General features: G+C 53.5%; 13 protein-coding genes and 1 pseudogene. 7 read left to right on the top strand and 7 right to left on the bottom strand.

Features of this window, described 5'->3' with window-relative positions; all coding sequences use genetic code 11:
- The first annotated feature begins 365 nt into the window (after nucleotides 1–365).
- Complete coding sequence (locus tag Dpoa569_RS08205) at nucleotides 366–971, top strand: FMN-dependent NADH-azoreductase (RefSeq protein ID WP_042870960.1); 606 nt, start codon at nucleotides 366–368, stop codon at nucleotides 969–971.
- A 79-nt stretch (nucleotides 972–1,050) separates the two neighbouring features.
- Here the strand turns inward: Dpoa569_RS08205 and Dpoa569_RS08200 are convergent, their stop codons facing one another.
- A complete protein-coding gene (locus tag Dpoa569_RS08200; protein WP_050569456.1) occupies nucleotides 1,051–1,305 on the bottom strand; it encodes a YnbE family lipoprotein in 255 nt (84 codons plus the stop codon).
- Between the two features lie 25 nt (nucleotides 1,306–1,330).
- Nucleotides 1,331–3,922 carry a YdbH family protein gene (locus Dpoa569_RS08195; RefSeq protein ID WP_042870963.1) on the bottom strand — a complete coding sequence of 864 codons (2,592 nt, stop codon included), beginning with the start codon at nucleotides 3,920–3,922 and terminating at the stop codon, nucleotides 1,331–1,333.
- Between the two features lie 304 nt (nucleotides 3,923–4,226).
- On the opposite strand from Dpoa569_RS08195, the gene Dpoa569_RS08190 reads away from it, so the two are divergent.
- Nucleotides 4,227–5,780: a methyl-accepting chemotaxis protein gene (locus Dpoa569_RS08190; protein WP_042870965.1), complete on the top strand. Its 1,554-nt coding sequence runs from the start codon at nucleotides 4,227–4,229 to the stop codon at nucleotides 5,778–5,780.
- Nucleotides 5,781–5,872: 92 nt separating this feature from the next.
- Nucleotides 5,873–5,990: pseudogene (locus Dpoa569_RS08185) on the top strand (2-hydroxyacid dehydrogenase); the annotation flags it as partial.
- A gap of 44 nt (nucleotides 5,991–6,034) precedes the next feature.
- On the opposite strand, the gene Dpoa569_RS08180 reads toward Dpoa569_RS08185, so the two are convergent.
- Both Dpoa569_RS08180 and Dpoa569_RS08175 read right to left on the bottom strand, forming a co-directional pair.
- A complete protein-coding gene (locus tag Dpoa569_RS08180; RefSeq protein ID WP_042870967.1) occupies nucleotides 6,035–6,307 on the bottom strand; it encodes a DUF333 domain-containing protein in 273 nt (90 codons plus the stop codon).
- A gap of 150 nt (nucleotides 6,308–6,457) precedes the next feature.
- On the bottom strand, nucleotides 6,458–6,955 hold the full coding sequence (locus tag Dpoa569_RS08175; protein WP_042873945.1) for a hypothetical protein: 498 nt from the start codon (nucleotides 6,953–6,955) through the stop codon (nucleotides 6,458–6,460).
- Between the two features lie 399 nt (nucleotides 6,956–7,354).
- Between Dpoa569_RS08175 and Dpoa569_RS08170 the strand changes: the two genes are divergently transcribed.
- Nucleotides 7,355–9,460 (top strand): pesticin C-terminus-like muramidase, encoded by a 2,106-nt coding sequence (locus Dpoa569_RS08170; RefSeq protein WP_146411226.1) that lies wholly within the window; start codon nucleotides 7,355–7,357, stop codon nucleotides 9,458–9,460.
- A 174-nt stretch (nucleotides 9,461–9,634) separates the two neighbouring features.
- Nucleotides 9,635–10,576: a tRNA 2-thiocytidine(32) synthetase TtcA gene (gene ttcA, locus Dpoa569_RS08165; protein ID WP_042870968.1), complete on the top strand. Its 942-nt coding sequence runs from the start codon at nucleotides 9,635–9,637 to the stop codon at nucleotides 10,574–10,576.
- Between the two features lie 375 nt (nucleotides 10,577–10,951).
- On the opposite strand, the gene zntB is transcribed toward ttcA, so the two are convergent.
- Nucleotides 10,952–11,938, bottom strand: coding sequence for a zinc transporter ZntB (gene zntB / locus Dpoa569_RS08160; RefSeq protein WP_042870969.1), 987 nt, complete (start codon nucleotides 11,936–11,938; stop codon nucleotides 10,952–10,954).
- A gap of 116 nt (nucleotides 11,939–12,054) precedes the next feature.
- On the bottom strand, nucleotides 12,055–13,635 hold the full coding sequence (locus Dpoa569_RS08155; protein ID WP_173024023.1) for a peptide ABC transporter substrate-binding protein: 1,581 nt from the start codon (nucleotides 13,633–13,635) through the stop codon (nucleotides 12,055–12,057).
- A 386-nt stretch (nucleotides 13,636–14,021) separates the two neighbouring features.
- Here Dpoa569_RS08155 and mpaA point away from each other — a divergent pair, with 386 nt between their 5' ends.
- Complete coding sequence (mpaA, locus tag Dpoa569_RS08150; protein ID WP_042870973.1) at nucleotides 14,022–14,753, top strand: murein tripeptide amidase MpaA; 732 nt, start codon at nucleotides 14,022–14,024, stop codon at nucleotides 14,751–14,753.
- 55 nt (nucleotides 14,754–14,808) lie between these two features.
- Nucleotides 14,809–15,312, top strand: a complete 504-nt coding sequence (gene tpx, locus Dpoa569_RS08145) for a thiol peroxidase (RefSeq protein ID WP_042870975.1) — start codon at nucleotides 14,809–14,811, stop codon at nucleotides 15,310–15,312.
- 106 nt (nucleotides 15,313–15,418) lie between these two features.
- On the opposite strand, the gene Dpoa569_RS08140 is transcribed toward tpx, so the two are convergent.
- Complete coding sequence (locus tag Dpoa569_RS08140; RefSeq protein ID WP_042870976.1) at nucleotides 15,419–16,840, bottom strand: MFS transporter; 1,422 nt, start codon at nucleotides 16,838–16,840, stop codon at nucleotides 15,419–15,421.
- Between the last annotated feature and the right edge of the window lie 16 nt (nucleotides 16,841–16,856).

Genomic DNA, 16,856 nt, shown 5'->3' with positions numbered 1-16,856 from the left:
GGGGTTCTAACGCATGGAGAGGTGATGTCACGGTGTCATTCCTTACTGTCTGATGTCAGGTATGAGTGGGCGAACTCTGTCAACCACTCTGCGCCCCTGCTTGTTGCGGACGCAACCCGATACGTCGCTGACTAATGATTATTTACTGGCATAAATAGCGAGGCGGGCATGGTATCACATTGACGACGCAGGCTATATGCCGTCAAACGGGATTCCGTCGTAGCGCATCACGCATCGGCAATGTTCATTCAACAAAATCGAACAAAGATCTCGAAATATTACGCTATTCCATTGCCTGTAACCCGTCTATGATGCGTTCATGCAGCGATAATGATCGCTCTGGCACACTTAACAAGGAATAGGCAATGAGCAAAGTACTCGTTCTAAAATCAAGTATTCTGGCTGACTTCTCTCAATCCAACCAGTTGGCTGACCACTTTACCGCCGCCTGGCAGGCAGCCCACCCTGCTGATACCATCACCGTGCGCGACCTGGCCGCTCAGCCGGTACCAGTACTGGATGGTGAGCTGGTTGGCGCGATGCGCCCTTCCGACAAACCGCTGACCCCACGTCAGCAGGACGCGCTGGCGCTGTCCGACGCCCTGATCGCCGAACTGCAGGCGCACGACGTTATCGTACTGGCCGCCCCGATGTACAACTTCAACATTTCAACCCAGTTGAAGAACTATTTCGACTTTATCGCCCGTGCTGGCGTCACCTTCCGCTACACCGAGCAAGGACCGGAAGGTCTGGTGAAAGGCAAACGCGCCCTGGTACTGACCAGCCGTGGAGGTATCCACAAAGATACCGCGAGCGATGTGGTCGCACCGTACCTGCGCCTGATGCTGGGCTTCATCGGCATCACCGATGTCGAATTTGTGTTTGCGGAAGGTATCGCTTACGGCCCGGATATGGCTCAGAAAGCGGTGGCTGATGCTAAAGAACAGCTGTCTCAGCTGGCATCTGCGTAACTATTACGCGTTGATTCCCCTCATACTCACCGCCGTGCACCATGACAACACGTATTCGTGTCATGGTGCACGGCGGTTTTTAGTCCTGCTTTTTGTCTTGCATCCCGACGTTTTCTTGCTTGTCTGTCAGCGCCTCTTTATGTATCTGATCACCGGTACGATTATTCGATTTATCCAGCAATTGCGCCGTTTCTTTATCTGCACGGATACGAATATCATGCTCAATATGCACATTCATGTTGATGGTAATCGGCTCTTTCGGCGTCGCCATCTCAATGCGCGGGGTGCAGCCAGTCAACAACGCAGCAACCATCGCAGCACAGGCTGTTTTCATTTTATCCCCCCTTCCTGATAGTGAATCACTCAGCAACCTGCTGCTCCAGCGACGCCTTTAGCTTGTCGCCAAAGCGCAGACTGTGCCACAACTGGAAAATATTCTCCTGCTGACGGTAATTGAGCACAATGTTTTGCCGTGACAGGTCATCCATCACGCTATACCCGGTAATGTGCGATACCAGCGACAAGTCGCCGCGCTGGCTGAGATCAATGGTCGCCCAGGAGCGCCCAATCTCTATATAACGCAACCACGCCACCACCGCGGCATCGGCGACACGGCTTCGCGCTAATTGGTCGGCCAGTTGCGGTTCCAGTTGTACTATCAGCGGTGTGTCATTCGTAAATTTACCGTTTTGAACCAGCATCGCAGGATGACTAAAATTCAACGGCAAGACGCCGCTTACCCGGCCAGACATCGACAGTTTTTTCGCTTTTAACCCGACCATCAACGCATTGAGATCGATACCTTGTAGCTGCAATATCGCCGTTTCATGCGCGGGCAGGCGCAGCGGCGACAGCGACAAATGGCCGTCCAGCACATCAAGATCCAACTGCGCCAGCGTCAACGGGTGCCGCTCACTGTAGGGATAAGCGCCATACCATTGTATGTCGATATTCTGCATCGGAAACAGGCTATCGAGCCGGTTGATGTGCAGCGCCACCGGGCGGGAAATCCCCACTTGCCAGCGATGATTTTCAAATCGGTACGGCAGCACAAAATCCACGCCGCTGACTTCGCCATCCTCCAGCCAGGCACCGCCATTTTTTACCACCCAATGCCCCCCGGCGCGGAACCCCTGCCCACGGGCGGCAGAAAACGCCGTCTGCGCGTAAAACTGACCGGTGCGGATTGTCAGCGCCCCGCCTGGCGGCAGCAACGTCTGGAATACCCGCAACGGTTGAAGCGGCCACCAGCCGCTGCCACGCAGACGTTGCCCATCCCAGCGCCCATTGAGCCGGATAGGGCCGACGGCACCTGCCTGCACCAGCCCGTGCCACTGGAAATCCTGCGGATTGCGCCCGTGAATATCCAGAGTCAACGCCGTGGCAGGTAATTTACCCGCGCCGTGAAAATTCACCTGCTTCGCCGCCAGTCTCAGTGCACCGTTCAGCGACGTCGCCGTCACAGAGCGTCGCCAGCGCAGCGGCTCGGTCAGCGTTAACCGCGGCTGCTTCATCTCGACCACGCCGTAGCGCAGTTGATTAAGACCGCCGGACAAGGATTCGACTTCGATCAGATCGTTCAGCCAGCGGCCATGCCCCGCGATATCCCAGCGGCCCTGTAACGGCGGCAACTGCCCTTCTCCCCAGTAACGCCAGCGCCAGTCGCCGTTATCAGGCCAGAACTGCTGCGCTTTGCCGTCCAAATGCAGACGAAAACGCCCCCAATAGCTATCACGCACGGCAACAATCGCCTGCAACCTGCCGCTGACACCTTGTCGGGTAACCTGAATACCTGCCAGCGGCCAGCGTGCTTCTTCCAGCGTCACCGTCGGGTGCGGCGCGCCCCCGGCGCGTAATAGTGAACCGGGCAGCAACGCAACGGTGGGATCAAGCACCGCACCTTTTAACGTCCCCGGCAACGAAGCAAAAATCGATAGGTCAGGTAAATTAACCTGCCCGGTAAGCTGAAAACGCATATCGCTATCGGTCAGCCCCAGCACACCGGGACCAAGCGACAGCACCGCGTTAGCCCGGCCATTGTGTCCCTGCGTCAGGATATTGATTCGGGCTTCCAGCCGCAGCGGGTCGCGCGGCTGGAACACATCGTACAACGTCAGCGAGACGCCGCCCGCCAGCGGCTGGCTGGCGTATGGCCAGCGCCAGCGCCCATCCTGAATGCGAAGATTGCCGTCACTAACCTGCCACGGCAGCGTCAACAACGGTTCGGTCATTGAGGCTACGCTCACCGTCAGTGCTCCCTGATTACCCTGCCAGCGCAGCACTACGCTGGCAGGTTCCGGTAAACGCAACGGCAGATACTCTGCGCGTACCTCGCCCTGCTGCGGCAGGCGGTTGAGCGCAGGCGCCAGTTGCATCGCACCGCTTATCTGCAGCGGCGCTGCCTTCGCCGAGACACGCATCTGGCCTTGTTGCAGCGTCAGTTCGGTACCATGCAGTTCAGCCTGCACCTGTAGCTGGTCGCTCTGGATATGGAGTTGCTGGCGTGATGCGTCAGTAGAGAGTGGCAGGCTACCGGCCTGAGTCAGCCAGGGGGTCACCACGACATGATGTAAAATCAGCTCAGTTGCCGGCAGCCGCTGTTGCCACTTTATCAGCAGCGGAGCGCCCATATCAGGAGACGCTGGCCACTGCCGCAGACAAACCGCATCCAGCGTTAATGCCTGTGCCTCCAGTTGCCAGCGCCCTTTCGAATAGCGAATCAGCAGGCCCGACAGTCTGGCTGGCTGGCACTGCGCCAGGCGCAGTTGCACATCAGGCAGCCACACGCCCCCCCGCCGCCAGCCGGGCGATGCATCCATTACAACAGTGGCCCCGACGGGCAAATAAGGACGCAGCAATAGCGGCAACCAGCACGGCATCATCCAGCAGGTGGTCGCCACTATCAGCACCAGCGCAATCAGCCACCCTGCACAGCGCATTAACTTCAGCATGAGTTATGTTTCAGGATTATTCCGGTCATCATCATTTTATCATTCAATGCGAATCACTGAGGCTTTCGCACCAAATGTCACCATTCAGTTCACATTCCCCCGCAAAACCCATACATCCCAATTACCTGATCGTGATAAAATTTTTACATAAGCACAATATCTGACAACACAACCGACCGGTTACAGACGTGGCAACGCTATCTTGCTCGCACTATTCTGCCCGGATTATATATTCATCAGCATTGTTGCTTATTGAAATAATTGACCCTGCTTTACCCTTCAATGTCGCAATAAGGGATGCTCAATGCGTAAAAATTACCCAGTCAGTCAACATCAGTATCCGCTGGATGCCAGAACCAAACTGATGTCGGTAACCACCCCTGACAGCCACATCACCTACGCCAACGCCGATTTCATCAAAGTCAGTGGCTACGAGCCGGAAGAACTGATGAATCAGCCGCATAATATTATCCGCCATCCTGATATGCCACCTTCCGCCTTCGCGGATATGTGGAATACCCTGAAAGCCGGAAAAATCTGGACCGGCGTGGTCAAAAACCGCCGCAAGAACGGTGATCACTATTGGGTGCGATCCAGTACGACGCCGTTAAAGCGGGATGGCAAGCTGGTGGGCTATATGTCGGTACGTACCGCTGCAACGGCAGAAGAAATCAGCCAGGCCGAGGCACTCTACGCACAGGTGAATCAGGGCACCCTGAAAAACCGTGCCTTTCATCACGGCTTACTGGTTTATACCGGCCCGTTGAAATGGCTTAGCCTGTTCAAAACTATGCCGCTGCGCTGGCGCATCCGTAGTTACTTTGGGATGCTGGGGCTGTTGCCGTTGGCTGTCGCATTCGCGCTGCTGCCCAAAACGGCACTGGTTTGGGAGATCTTTGCGACCTTGATCGCGTTAGCTTGCCTGTTCTGCGAACTGTTAGTACACCACATCGCCAGACCCGTAGAACACATTCTTGAACAGGCGATGCGTTCTGCCTCCGGCCAGGCCAACAGCCTGAGCCAACTTAATCGAGCCGACGAAATCGGTATGTTGATGCGCGCCGTCAACCAATCCGGCATGAATTTCCGTACCTTTGTTGATGACGTCAACGTCAACCTGCAGGAACTCAAAACCGCTTGCAGTGAAATCGCACAAGGCAACCACATTCTGGCGGAATGTTGCGAGAAAACCGAAGAGAGCCTGCAGCAAACCGCCGCGTCTGTGGAACGACTGACCACCACCATCAGGAGCAATGCCGATGCCTCACTGCGCGCATCACGGTACGCGCAAGATGTGAATCAGGTGGTCAACGTGGGCGAGCAGGCCGTATCGGAGGTCGCCAACACCATGGGTACGATCACCCAGGCCAGCGAACGCATCACCGATATTATTAGCGTGCTGGATAATCTGGCGTTCCAGACCAATATCTTAGCGGTCAACGCCGCTGTAGAAGCAGCCCATGCCGGAGAGCAGGGCAAAAACTTCGCGGTGGTGGCCAGCGAGGTGCGTTCGCTGGCCCAACGCAGCGCCGCATCCGCCAAAGACATCGCCGCACTTATCGACAACACGCTATCCAGCATTCATGCTGGTGATCAGCAAGTTGCACACACGAATCGCTCCATGAGCAACATTCTGGTCAAAGTGCAGGAAGTAACACATTTGATGAACGACATTAGCACGGCCACTAAGGAGCAATCTCAGGGACTGCAGCAGATCAACGACGCAGTCAACCGTATTGATGAACTCACCCATCAAAACACAGCACTCGCCAGCCAGTCCAATTCCGCCACCGGACATCTGCAACAGCAAATCGCCAGTATGGCGCAGGCAATTTCAGTATTCGGCGCATCAAAGTAAGCTACGTCATCCATTCAGGGGGGGACTCCCTCCTGAATATCTCCCGCTAACACATTGTCTTTCCGTTATCATAAAAACGGCGTGATGCCCCTAACACCAACCGTGGTGGATTAATTGATTCACAAGCGGCAATCGACGCGCTGAAACAACATAAAATCGGCTCGCGGGGCATGGATATCGATGAAAACGAACGTGACTTATTCTTTAATGGTTCAACCGGCGACGCTATGCCGCCGGTTATACGCTCACGACACTCAACCTGCCGGACAACTGCCGTTCATCAACGCAGTTTCGTTGCAACGCTTGCCGTTAGCCAGCAAGCAGGTGCCGATGCTTGCCCCGTTCAGTTGACGTGAAACCCCCATACGTCCACCTGCCAGCGTGCAGGTTACTTCTGCTGGCGAACCTTGCCACGCTGCACGCTGCGGCACCACCGCTCCCGTATCCTGCACTGATTCCGTCTGCCCGCCACTGCAGGCCACCAGCATCACCGCAGTACCCGCCACCAGCCATTGCGGCATATTCATGGTCTTGTCTACTCCTGTATCGCGGTTAATAAGAAGCAATGGATGACATTCTATTCACGTCGCCTCTTTACCACACGGTTACCGTCATGCGCTCACCGCCTATCCCCGGTTTTACCTTTCGTGATGACAGCCTTATGACGTTATTATCCGTTAACGATCTTCAATCGAATGCATCTCAACTTTCGCTGTCAGCGATACTTCCACCTTGATGTCATCCGTCAGCGTCAACATCACCTTCTTGTCTCCGCTTACCTCTGCCGTGCGCTGAGGAATAAGGAATTGCCGTACGCTTTCGCCCTCGATCATATCCTTGCCGTTGTCAACGCCATGGCGCGCCGACAGCAGATAATTCACCATGCCGTTATAGGTAATGCGATAGCCACCGTTTGACGGCTCAACCCGATAATTAAGGGTAATCTTGGGTAATGCCGCTTTGTAAGTCCCGCGGATCTCATCCCAGCGCGCCGGATTGCCCGTCAAATAGATGTAATCCACCCAGTTGGTATTGTTCTGCAACACATGGGTAGTGTTATAGGTAAAGTAGTACGGCGAGATAAATGTACTGCTCAGGCTCGTTGTTTTGGTGCGAAACACCGAACATCCTGACAGCATCGCCGTGACCGCAACGGCCAGGAGCAATTTCTTCATGGGTATTTTTCTCTTTTTGCCAACAGTTTCAACCCACACAGGGTCCAGACCGGTTTCCTTCATGACCTGCCGGACAACAGGCAGGCACCGGGTTGCGCCCACAGAATAGCAGCGATTTTTCCGGTTGATGAAGTGAAAAAAGGGTAAGTCGGGGGATAATTATCCGCATCGACAAACATCATCCGCTAACCCGACATCCATTCATTTGTTTGCTGAGCCACCCACCAACACGCCTGAATAGTGTAATCAACCACAAACGATAATATAACGCCATCGTTCTTCTCATGACGCTGAAATATGGCCAACTTCAGTGAGTAATAATGCTGAAGCGGCCCCCATTCATCCAGCTGGCGTTAATTTTTCATGATTGACGTCAAATAATACGCTTATTAAACGCCTATGAAAAAGAATAACACCACCCGGAAACAACTTTTCGTCGTGATAAAAAAAACACGCTCTTTTGCGAAGAAAACAGAAATAACATCCCAGTCACAGCAAAATACATCAACGACCAATAACCCGGCGACTGGTTATTCTAACGCTCCGTTATCCGGGCTGGAAAATATACGCTTATCCGCACCGGAATCCGGCGTGCCGGCGGCGCCAGCAACGGCCAGCAGTCAGCCGACGCCGCCGGCTGCACCACCAGCCCCTGCCGTTACGCCACTACCCAAATTTAACGCGCCTCACGCTGAAACTGCTACGCCTTCGTCTCAAGGTCCAGCACAGCCGTCTGCCTCCAGCGTGCCGCAGACCAGCCAGTCATCTTCCGCGCCGGCACCGGTTACTGCCGCCACCACAACAGAACCGGCAGTAGAACCCGCAGCACCGCAGGAGCCGTCCACCCCGCCGTTTGCGCCTGATTATGCCGCTGCGGGAAGCCAATTAAGCAAACTGATGTCTGGCATGGCGGCACCGCTGTCGCGGCTGGCAGGCACAGTACCGGAATTACTCTCGTCCGCATCCGCCTCTCTGACTCAGGCAGCCCAAGGCAAACCGAATGTAACCGAAGCCAAACCTGCTTCTGTTGAACCTCAGGCTGCCCCTCCCGACGTTAAACCGATCGAGGTTGATGTTAAGCTTAATACCATTGCGCCCACCTCTTCGCCCGCCGAATCAGCTTCTGCCGCAGCGCCATTAGCAGAGAGTTCAACAACATCGGCACCTAAGCCTATAGCAACGGTAACCTGGAACCCTGCAACCACTATCAGCGCGCTGCAACGCAATGCCAAAAAAGAATCTATAGGTTATTGTGCAAGAGCTGTTGTTAATGCAATTCAGGCTGGTGGAACAAAAATAGAAAGAGCGCCTGCGGCGAAAGATCTCGGTTCTAAACTCATTGCCGCTGGTTTTTCCCCCCTATTTTCTATGCCAAGACCATCCAGAGAATATGACAGCAGTAAACTTCTTCCTGGTGACGTGGTTATTCTGGAAGGCTTTAAGCAGGATATAAAAGCCGGGATCAAAAAAGACCACCCATTTGGCCATGCCGCCATGTACGACGGCAGCAAATGGATTTCCGACTTTACGCAATCAGGATTCTATCCTGGACCGGATTACCGCAAGGCGTTGCCTGGCTACACCATTTATAGAATGGTCCCCACACAGGCTCAGATTGATGACTTCAACGCTTCTCAAGGCACCAAGCCCGTTTCCCAAACACCGGTAACAGCACCTTCAGTAACAGTAACGCGCCCGGTCCCAACCACTCAGGCGACGCAATTATCTGCCTCAGCACCGGCGTCACGACCTGTGGCTCAAGCGTCACGCTCCGCTGTATCTGCATCGCACCCTGAGACTACCGAATCTCTATCTCTGCCTACAGCACCGATTAGGATCGCCGCTCAGTCCGAACATACAGAAGGCGTCTCAGCACAAGAAACGGATAATCAAACGCTTACCGTACTCAAAGGAAAGGTGACATATGATGCTGAAGGAAGCGAAGACAGAGGCAAATATTTTAGTCGGCACATTCATTTTCCTGAAACAAAAGAATCTGGCGTCACACTCGGTCGAGGGTATGACATGGGGCAACGGACTAAGAAACAAGTCTATAATGATTTGATCGCTGCGGGCATTCCGGCATCTCAGGCATCGAAAATATCCTCTGCGGCAGGAAAAACTGGAGAACAGGCAAGAAAGTTCGTTAATGAAAATAATGACATTGGCGAAATCACCATGGAGCAACAGATAAAACTATTCAATAATATCTACCCGATTTATGAGAAAAAAGCGCAAGAGCTTTATAAAAAGAATACCAGCGGCATGAGCAGCGTAACAAAATGGGAAAACCTTAATCCGGCAATTAAAGATATTTTAGTCGATATTGTTTACCAGGGATTTCAAGGCGTCCAGGCGATGCCAGCTGCATCACAGAATAGTATTGATCAGTTTATAATTTTTCTGAAAAACAACGAAGATTATCAAAAATATGAAAATGGGAGACATAGAGTCGATTATCTTCAGAAGGAAAAAAATCGAATCAGCAGGAATCAAAATAACTAATCTCTGATGTCTATGAATCACACAGGACATCCGATACAGGTGGCCACCTAAATGGCCACCTGCCATCATTTAGCAGGTTTATTACCCACCAGACTCCCCTGCCACGCACTTAATGGTACACTTAGCCCCCAGCAACGCTGGAGCACCGGCCCCATGAACATGAGTTACCGTTAAATGTCAGAAAATCAATCCGTTACACCCAAGCAACAATACAACCTCAACAAATTGCAAAAGCGTCTGCGTCGTAACGTGGGCGAGGCGATTGCCGATTTCAATATGATTGAAGACGGCGACCGCATCATGGTCTGTCTGTCCGGTGGCAAAGACAGCTACACCATGCTGGAGATCCTGCGTAATCTGCAACAGAGCGCGCCGGTAAATTTCTCGCTGGTGGCGGTGAATCTCGACCAGAAGCAGCCGGGTTTCCCGGAACATGTGCTGCCGCACTATCTGGACAGCATCGGCGTTGAATATAAAATTGTGGAAGAAAACACCTACGGTATCGTGAAAGAGAAGATTCCGGAAGGGAAGACCACCTGTTCGCTCTGCTCGCGCCTGCGTCGTGGCATTCTGTACCGTACCGCCACCGAACTGGGCGCCACCAAAATTGCACTCGGTCATCACCGTGATGACATCCTGCAAACGCTGTTTCTGAACATGTTCTACGGCGGTAAGCTGAAAGGTATGCCGCCAAAACTGGTCAGCGACGACGGCAAGCACGTGGTGATTCGCCCACTGGCATACTGCCGCGAAAAAGATATTGAACGTTTTGCCGACGCGCGCCAGTTCCCGATTATTCCGTGTAATCTGTGCGGCTCGCAGCCTAACCTGCAACGCCAGGTAATCAAGGATATGCTGCGTGACTGGGACAAACGCTACCCAGGCCGTATCGAAACCATGTTTAGCGCCATGCAGAATGTGGTGCCGTCGCATCTGAGCGATACCAACCTGTTCGATTTCAAGTCAATTCGTCAGGGCAGCGAGGTGGTAGACGGTGGCGATCTGGCATTCGACCGAGAGGAGATGCCGCTGCAACCCGTAGGCTGGCAACCGGATGAGGACGACGAAGACAGCGCCCGACCGCTGGAGCGACTGGACGTACTGGAAATCCGTTAACACTGATTGGCGGCCACCTGGCCGCCGATATGTGTACACACCACGGACTACTTTCCGATAAAAATAACGTGCGAATACGGCGCTCATCGCGACGAACGGCACACCGTCCGTATCAGATGCTTTACATTAAATTGCAGGCAAAAAAAAGCCGACGAAACGTCGGCATGGTGTGAATTAATTGTGCTATGCAGTAATTCAAAAAAGGAAGTAAGACAATATGGAGCGCAACGCCCATCGCTTGACGTTGCATTCACCTGCGGAAAGCATAGTGCCGTAGGTGTAGTCCAAAAATGTTGATATTGCTCAATATTAACTATGGTTTTTATCACTGCTATTGGTTGTGTGATATTTCGCGCAATTATTCCGCCTCGCCCTTCATAGCCATTTACTGCGCTTTAACCACCAGGCAACGCCGCTCACTAACAGCACCAACATCAGGCAAAATACACCAAATCCGATACCACTAGTGGCGCCCGGAATACCACCCAGGTTAACGCCAAATAATCCGGTCAGAAAGGTAGTGGGCAGAAAAACCATTGCCAGCAACGACATCGTATAGGTACGCCGGTTCATCGCATCAGTCATCAGCGTGGTGATTTCATCCGCAATCACGGTTGTACGAGCGATGCTGGCATCCAAATCTTCCAGCCCACGACCAAGACGTTCGGCAATTTCCTGCATACGACGACGGTCGTCATCCTGCATCCAACTGAATTTCTCACCGGATAAACGCGAGAAAATATCGCGTTGCGGCGTCATATAACGGCGTAACACAATCAATTGTTTGCGAATCAGCGCCAGTTCACCACGCGGTGGAATACGTTGTTCCAGTAACGCATCTTCCAGATCGATGATTTTCTCATGCAGTTCATCAATGAACTCACTGGTGTTATCGGTTAATGCCTCGGCAACGGATACAATCCAGTCACCACTGTTGGCAGGACCGTTGCCCTCTTTCAGGTCACTCATCACCTCATCAATCGCCGCAACCTTGCGGCGACGAGTAGAAACAATCAGCCGGCCAGTAATAAATACCCGGATGGCGACCAATTCATCCGGCCTTTCATTAGGGTTGTAATTGATGCTGCGCAGGGTCACCAGCGTGCCCTCACCAAGCCGTAATACGCGGGGGCGGGCGCTTTCTCCCGCCAGCGCGTTACGTACGCTGTCCGGCAAGAGCGTGGTTTCATGCAGCCAGTGCACGCTGGCCGGTTGTGTCGAGTCAAGATGTAACCAGACAGGCTGCTCTGCCTCCTCGCTCACACTACTCTCCGCCAGCGGCAGAATGCCGCCCTTGCCATCCAGCCGATAGGTAAAGACCGCACCAGTATGCCGGATAGCATTATTTTCAGTCACTTCCACGCCGTTCCTCCTGCCACGCACACCGCTTCCATCTTACTGCCTGTTACAACAACCGCAATCGGAAAGGGTGCATCGTCGCCACACGTCTTGATAACGCTGTCATTAAGAAACCTGACTTAGTGTTTCAGAATATAAAGCGTATGACTGTAAGCGACATCTTCAGGATTGGTAATGGGATAGCCTTTCACCCAAGGTTTAATCAACCGACCATTGGTGTACTGGTAGATTGGCGCAATCGGTGCCTGCTCAGCCAGAATCTGCTCGGCGTGATTATAATCCTCGTTTAATACCTTCCGGTCAGTTTGCCCGGCGGTATCCGTCATCAGGCGGTCATAATCTGCATTGTTGAAACGTGCGATATTGCCGCTGTGACTGGAAGTCAGTAGCGACAGGAAGGTGGATGGCTCGTTGTAATCACCAACCCAAGACGCGCGTATCACATCAAAATTGCCCGTGTTGCGACTGTCGATATAGGTTTTCCATTCCTGATTCACCAGCTTGACCTCTACACCGAGTTTCGTCTTCCACATCGACGCTACCGCAATGGCGATTTTCTGATGAACTTCCTGCAGGTTGTACAACAGCGTCAGCTTCAGCGGTCTGGACGGGCCATAACCCGCTGCCGCCATTAGCGCCTTGGCCTGCATATCCAGCTCAGCCTGTGAATACTGCTGCAACTGTACCGGTTGCGGCGTGAATCCGGCGGTCACATCAGGCGTAAAACGGTAGGCCGGTTTTTCGCCGGTTCCCAACACTTTCTCAGCAATAATTTTGCGGTCGATGGCATACGAAAGCGCCTTTCGTACCCGCACATCGTTGGTTGGTGCGCGCTGGGTGTTAAACGCATAGTAATAGGTACCCAGTTGGTCTGGCGTAAAGACCTGCCCCGGCAGATCTTTAAGCAGTTTCTGGTACTGGTTCTTGGGAAATGACTCGGTGATATCGATGTCGCCGGCCAGATAACGCTTGGTAGCATTGGACTCCTGATTGATCGGTACGAAAGTGACCTGCGTCAACCGGGTATTAGCATGATCCCAATACTGGTCGTTAGGCGTCAGTACCAACTTTTCGTTAACCACCCGCTCTGTCAGCACGAAGGCGCCGTTACCCACCAGATTGCCCGGTTTAGTCCACTCGTTGCCGTATTTCTCCACGGTGGCCTGATGCACCGGATAAAGGCTGAAATTAGCCATCAGGCTAATGAAATAAGGTACTGGTTTACTCAATTGTACTTTGAGTGTGTGGTCGTCAACCGCAGTGACGCCCAGTTTATCGGCGGGCAGTTTGCCAGCCAGAATCTCATCAGCATTGACGATCCCCGCCAGGCGCGCAAACCAGCCAAACGGCGAATTGTTCTGCGGCGTCACCAGTCGCCGCCAGCTGTAGACAAAGTCCCTGGCAGTAACCGGGTCGCCATTCGACCAGCGAGCATTAGCGCGCAGGGTAAAAATAAAGGTACGATTATCGTTAGTCTGCCAACGCTGAGCGACGCCGGGAATCGGGTTGCCTTGTGCATCCTGATTCACCAATCCTTCAAACAAATCTCGAATGACCTGAATTTCCGGCAAACCAACCGCTTTAATGGGGTCCAGCGACGCGGGTTCATCTTTGATATGGCGCACGATCTGCTGCTGGTCCGCCAATACGGTACCAGGAGGAACCTGCGCAGCACCTGCCGGATTGAGCAGCATGGTCATCAGTACAGCGCAGAACGCATTTACGCAAACAGCGGAATAACGAAATTGCATGTTGTGTCCTTAAAACTATTATCCTTAAACCATCACCATTACAACTATTACTCTTGCAATCATTGCCTTTGAACCACATTAAACATTGTCTTCGCCCCCTGCAACCTCGTAAGACCCGAAGCAGGATTGAGGAGCGACCAGGAACATGTCAGGTAATCAGCTGAAAAAATCATTATCAGGCTGAAAATTATCATAGTCGCAAACTTGATCTTCCAGCCAGTGGTACGCCATCGCTTTGCGAAACGCCCCGCGATTTCGGGCTTGCCGACACGACCTGTATACATTTTTTGTTATTATCAGGCGAAACAACAGGGTTCATCATTCAGGGAGCTGCCATGACAGACGCTGGATTTCTGCAACGCCCTCGAACCGAGCGCGGGTTCTTTGTTTCACCGGGTCAGGAGTATGGTCGTTCCCGGCTGGGCGCACCGCTGCTTTGGTTCCCGGCTGAAAAGACAGGCAAAAACAGCGGGTTGATCATCGCCGGGACACACGGTGATGAAACCGCATCGGTGGTGGCGCTTTCCTGCGCATTACGCACACTCGCGCCGGGTAACCGGGCACACCACGTGATACTGGCGGTCAACCCGGACGGCTGCCAGCTAGGTCTGCGCGCCAACGCTCACGGCGTTGATCTCAATCGTAATTTTCCAGCGACCAACTGGCGACCAGATAACACGGTCTACCGTTGGAGCGAAAGCACATCCGTGCGCGACGTGCAACTTGCCACCGGCGAGAGTCCCGGCTCCGAGCCGGAAACACAGGCGCTTTGCCGCCTTATCGATCATTTGTCGCCTCCGTGGGTGGTGTCTTTTCATGAACCGCTGGCCTGTATCGATGACCCGCAACGTTCCGAGCTGGGTGCCTGGCTGGCGCATGAATTCTCGCTGCCGCTGGTGGATGATGTGGGATACCCTACGCCGGGTTCATTTGGCAGTTGGTGCGCTGAACGCCAGTTGCATTGCATTACCGCTGAGTTGCCGCCTGTCGCCGCCGATAGCGCCAATCACCGCTATCTGTCTGCGCTGATTCGTTTGTTGTCTCATAATTTTTTATACCAATGTTGATAATGTTGCCCTACACTAACCAACATGTTAATCACCTGTGATGAAGGACGTAAGCATGTCAACAAATGTACATTTCCAGGGTAACCCGGTACCGGTAACAGGATCTTTTCCGGCAGTCGGCAGCAAGGCACCTGCATTTTCACTGGTTGCCAAAGATCTCTCTGATGTCGCTCTGAGCCACTACGCCGGCAAACGCAAAGTCCTGAACATCTTCCCAAGCATTGATACCGGTGTCTGCGCCGCGTCTGTGCGCAAATTTAATCAACTGGCATCCAGCCTGGATAATACCATCGTCCTGTGCATCTCCGCCGATTTGCCATTCGCCCAGTCTCGCTTCTGTGGTGCTGAAGGTCTGAACAACGTGGTCGTGTTGTCTACGCTGCGCGGCGCAGAATTCAAGGAAAATTACGGTGTGGCAATTGCCGACGGTGCGCTGAAAGGGCTGACCGCACGCGCCGTTGTGGTGCTGGATGAAAACGACAACGTGCTGCACAGCGAACTGGTGAACGAAATCACCAACGAACCGGATTACGATGCAGCTATCGCCGTACTGAAATAAGTCTCGATGCGCTATCGCCGTGTTTCGCCATCACCGCGATAGCGCCCACTAAAATGCCAGTCGAGAGACTGGCATTTTTTATTGGCATCACTGGCTCTCGATGACGTTATTCTCCACTGGCGACCGGGCACGTGGGGGTAAACGTCTGCCGGTTACGCAGCGCACACCATACCAGCACCAGCATCACGCCCCATTCCGCCATCAGTGTGACGATCAGCGCACGGGCAAAATGTCCGCCACTGGCATGTAGCGCCTGTACCAATAGGGTACCCAGCACTATTGGACCCAACCCCAGTGATGCCTGTTGCATGGTAGAAAGTAATGCACTGCCCGAACCGGCCTGCTGCGTCGGTACATCAGACAGCCCGATGCGATAAAAACTGCTGACAATAAACGCCTGACCAAAGCCAATCATCATGGTCGCAGGCAACAATTGCAGCACCGATACCGGCCAGCGCCACGCCAGCGACACTATCAATAACACCAACCCGCTCATCTGAATGGCGCACCCCGTCAGCAATGCCCCGCGATTACCAAAGCGAGTGATAAGGCGGCTACTGAACAACGATGCCACAAAATAGGACAACCCCAGACCGATAAAACTGTTACCTGACTGCAACGGGGTAAAACCTGCGCCGGATTGCAAGGTATAAGCAACCGCGAACATAAACCCGCTCCAGCTGGAAAAAAACAGCAACGCCAGCAGCAACCCGAAACGGACCCCCGGCAAACGAAACAACGCAGGCGGCAGTAACGGCGCTGGCTGACGACGCTCTACTCGCCATAACAGCGCAAACCACACCAGGCTGCTCAGCAACACGGCGATACAGGGCCACGGCCAGTGCCAGATAGGTCCCAACGCCAACGGAAACAGCAGGCTTGCCAGCATCAGTGACAACAGCGCCGTGCCAGACATATCCAACGCAACCGGTTTTTCGCCACGGGTGTCAGGCAGGCGTGACGGCGCCAGCAGCAACACCAGCAGGCAGACCGGCAAATTAACCAAAAATACACTGCGCCAGCCATAACCGGCGATATCCAGTTGAATCAAAAAACCACCGAGTACCTGACCGACCACAAAAGCTAATCCACCGATGGCGCTATAAAAACCCAGCGCACGGGTATGCTTACGTCCCCGCAGGCAGACATGAATCGTTGCCAAAATCTGCGGTACCACCAGTGCAGCGCCAATCCCTTGCAAAGCGCGAGCTGCCAGCAGCATCCAGACCTCCTGAGCAATACCGCACAGCAACGACGCCACGCCAAACACGGCAACACCAGCAATAAACACCCGTCGCCGTCCCAGGTTATCCCCTAACCGCCCGCCCATCGCCAGCGATACAGCAAATGCCACGCCATAAACCGATACCACCAATTCCAGCTCAGCCGGGCTGGCAGAAAGTGAATGAGCGATAGCCTCCAGCGCCACGTTGACGATAGAAAAGTCGATCATCGGTAACAGTTGACCGGTCAACAGCACCATCAGGCCGATGCCAGTGAGCCGTTGTGAAAGTGAAACCTGTTTCATCGATGTACCCGTTGTG

The organism is Dickeya poaceiphila (assembly GCF_007858975.2).
Classification (GTDB): domain Bacteria; phylum Pseudomonadota; class Gammaproteobacteria; order Enterobacterales; family Enterobacteriaceae; genus Dickeya; species Dickeya poaceiphila.
The sequence above is the reverse complement of the archived record's forward strand: the minus strand, read 5'-3'. Positions and strand labels throughout refer to the sequence as shown.

Bases quoted from the DNA above. Each gene is read 5' to 3' on its own strand.
- Dpoa569_RS08205 (WP_042870960.1), top strand. From the start codon at position 366: ATGAGCAAAGTACTCGTTCTAAAATCAAGTATTCTGGCTGACTTCTCT.
- Dpoa569_RS08200 (WP_050569456.1), bottom strand. From the start codon at position 1,305: ATGAAAACAGCCTGTGCTGCGATGGTTGCTGCGTTGTTGACTGGCTGC.
- Dpoa569_RS08195 (WP_042870963.1), bottom strand. From the start codon at position 3,922: ATGCTGAAGTTAATGCGCTGTGCAGGGTGGCTGATTGCGCTGGTGCTG.
- Dpoa569_RS08190 (WP_042870965.1), top strand. From the start codon at position 4,227: ATGCGTAAAAATTACCCAGTCAGTCAACATCAGTATCCGCTGGATGCC.
- Dpoa569_RS08180 (WP_042870967.1), bottom strand. From the start codon at position 6,307: ATGAATATGCCGCAATGGCTGGTGGCGGGTACTGCGGTGATGCTGGTG.
- Dpoa569_RS08175 (WP_042873945.1), bottom strand. From the start codon at position 6,955: ATGAAGAAATTGCTCCTGGCCGTTGCGGTCACGGCGATGCTGTCAGGA.
- Dpoa569_RS08170 (WP_146411226.1), top strand. From the start codon at position 7,355: ATGAAAAAGAATAACACCACCCGGAAACAACTTTTCGTCGTGATAAAA.
- ttcA (WP_042870968.1), top strand. From the start codon at position 9,635: ATGTCAGAAAATCAATCCGTTACACCCAAGCAACAATACAACCTCAAC.
- Dpoa569_RS08155 (WP_173024023.1), bottom strand. From the start codon at position 13,635: ATGACCATGCTGCTCAATCCGGCAGGTGCTGCGCAGGTTCCTCCTGGT.
- mpaA (WP_042870973.1), top strand. From the start codon at position 14,022: ATGACAGACGCTGGATTTCTGCAACGCCCTCGAACCGAGCGCGGGTTC.
- tpx (WP_042870975.1), top strand. From the start codon at position 14,809: ATGTCAACAAATGTACATTTCCAGGGTAACCCGGTACCGGTAACAGGA.
- Dpoa569_RS08140 (WP_042870976.1), bottom strand. From the start codon at position 16,840: ATGAAACAGGTTTCACTTTCACAACGGCTCACTGGCATCGGCCTGATG.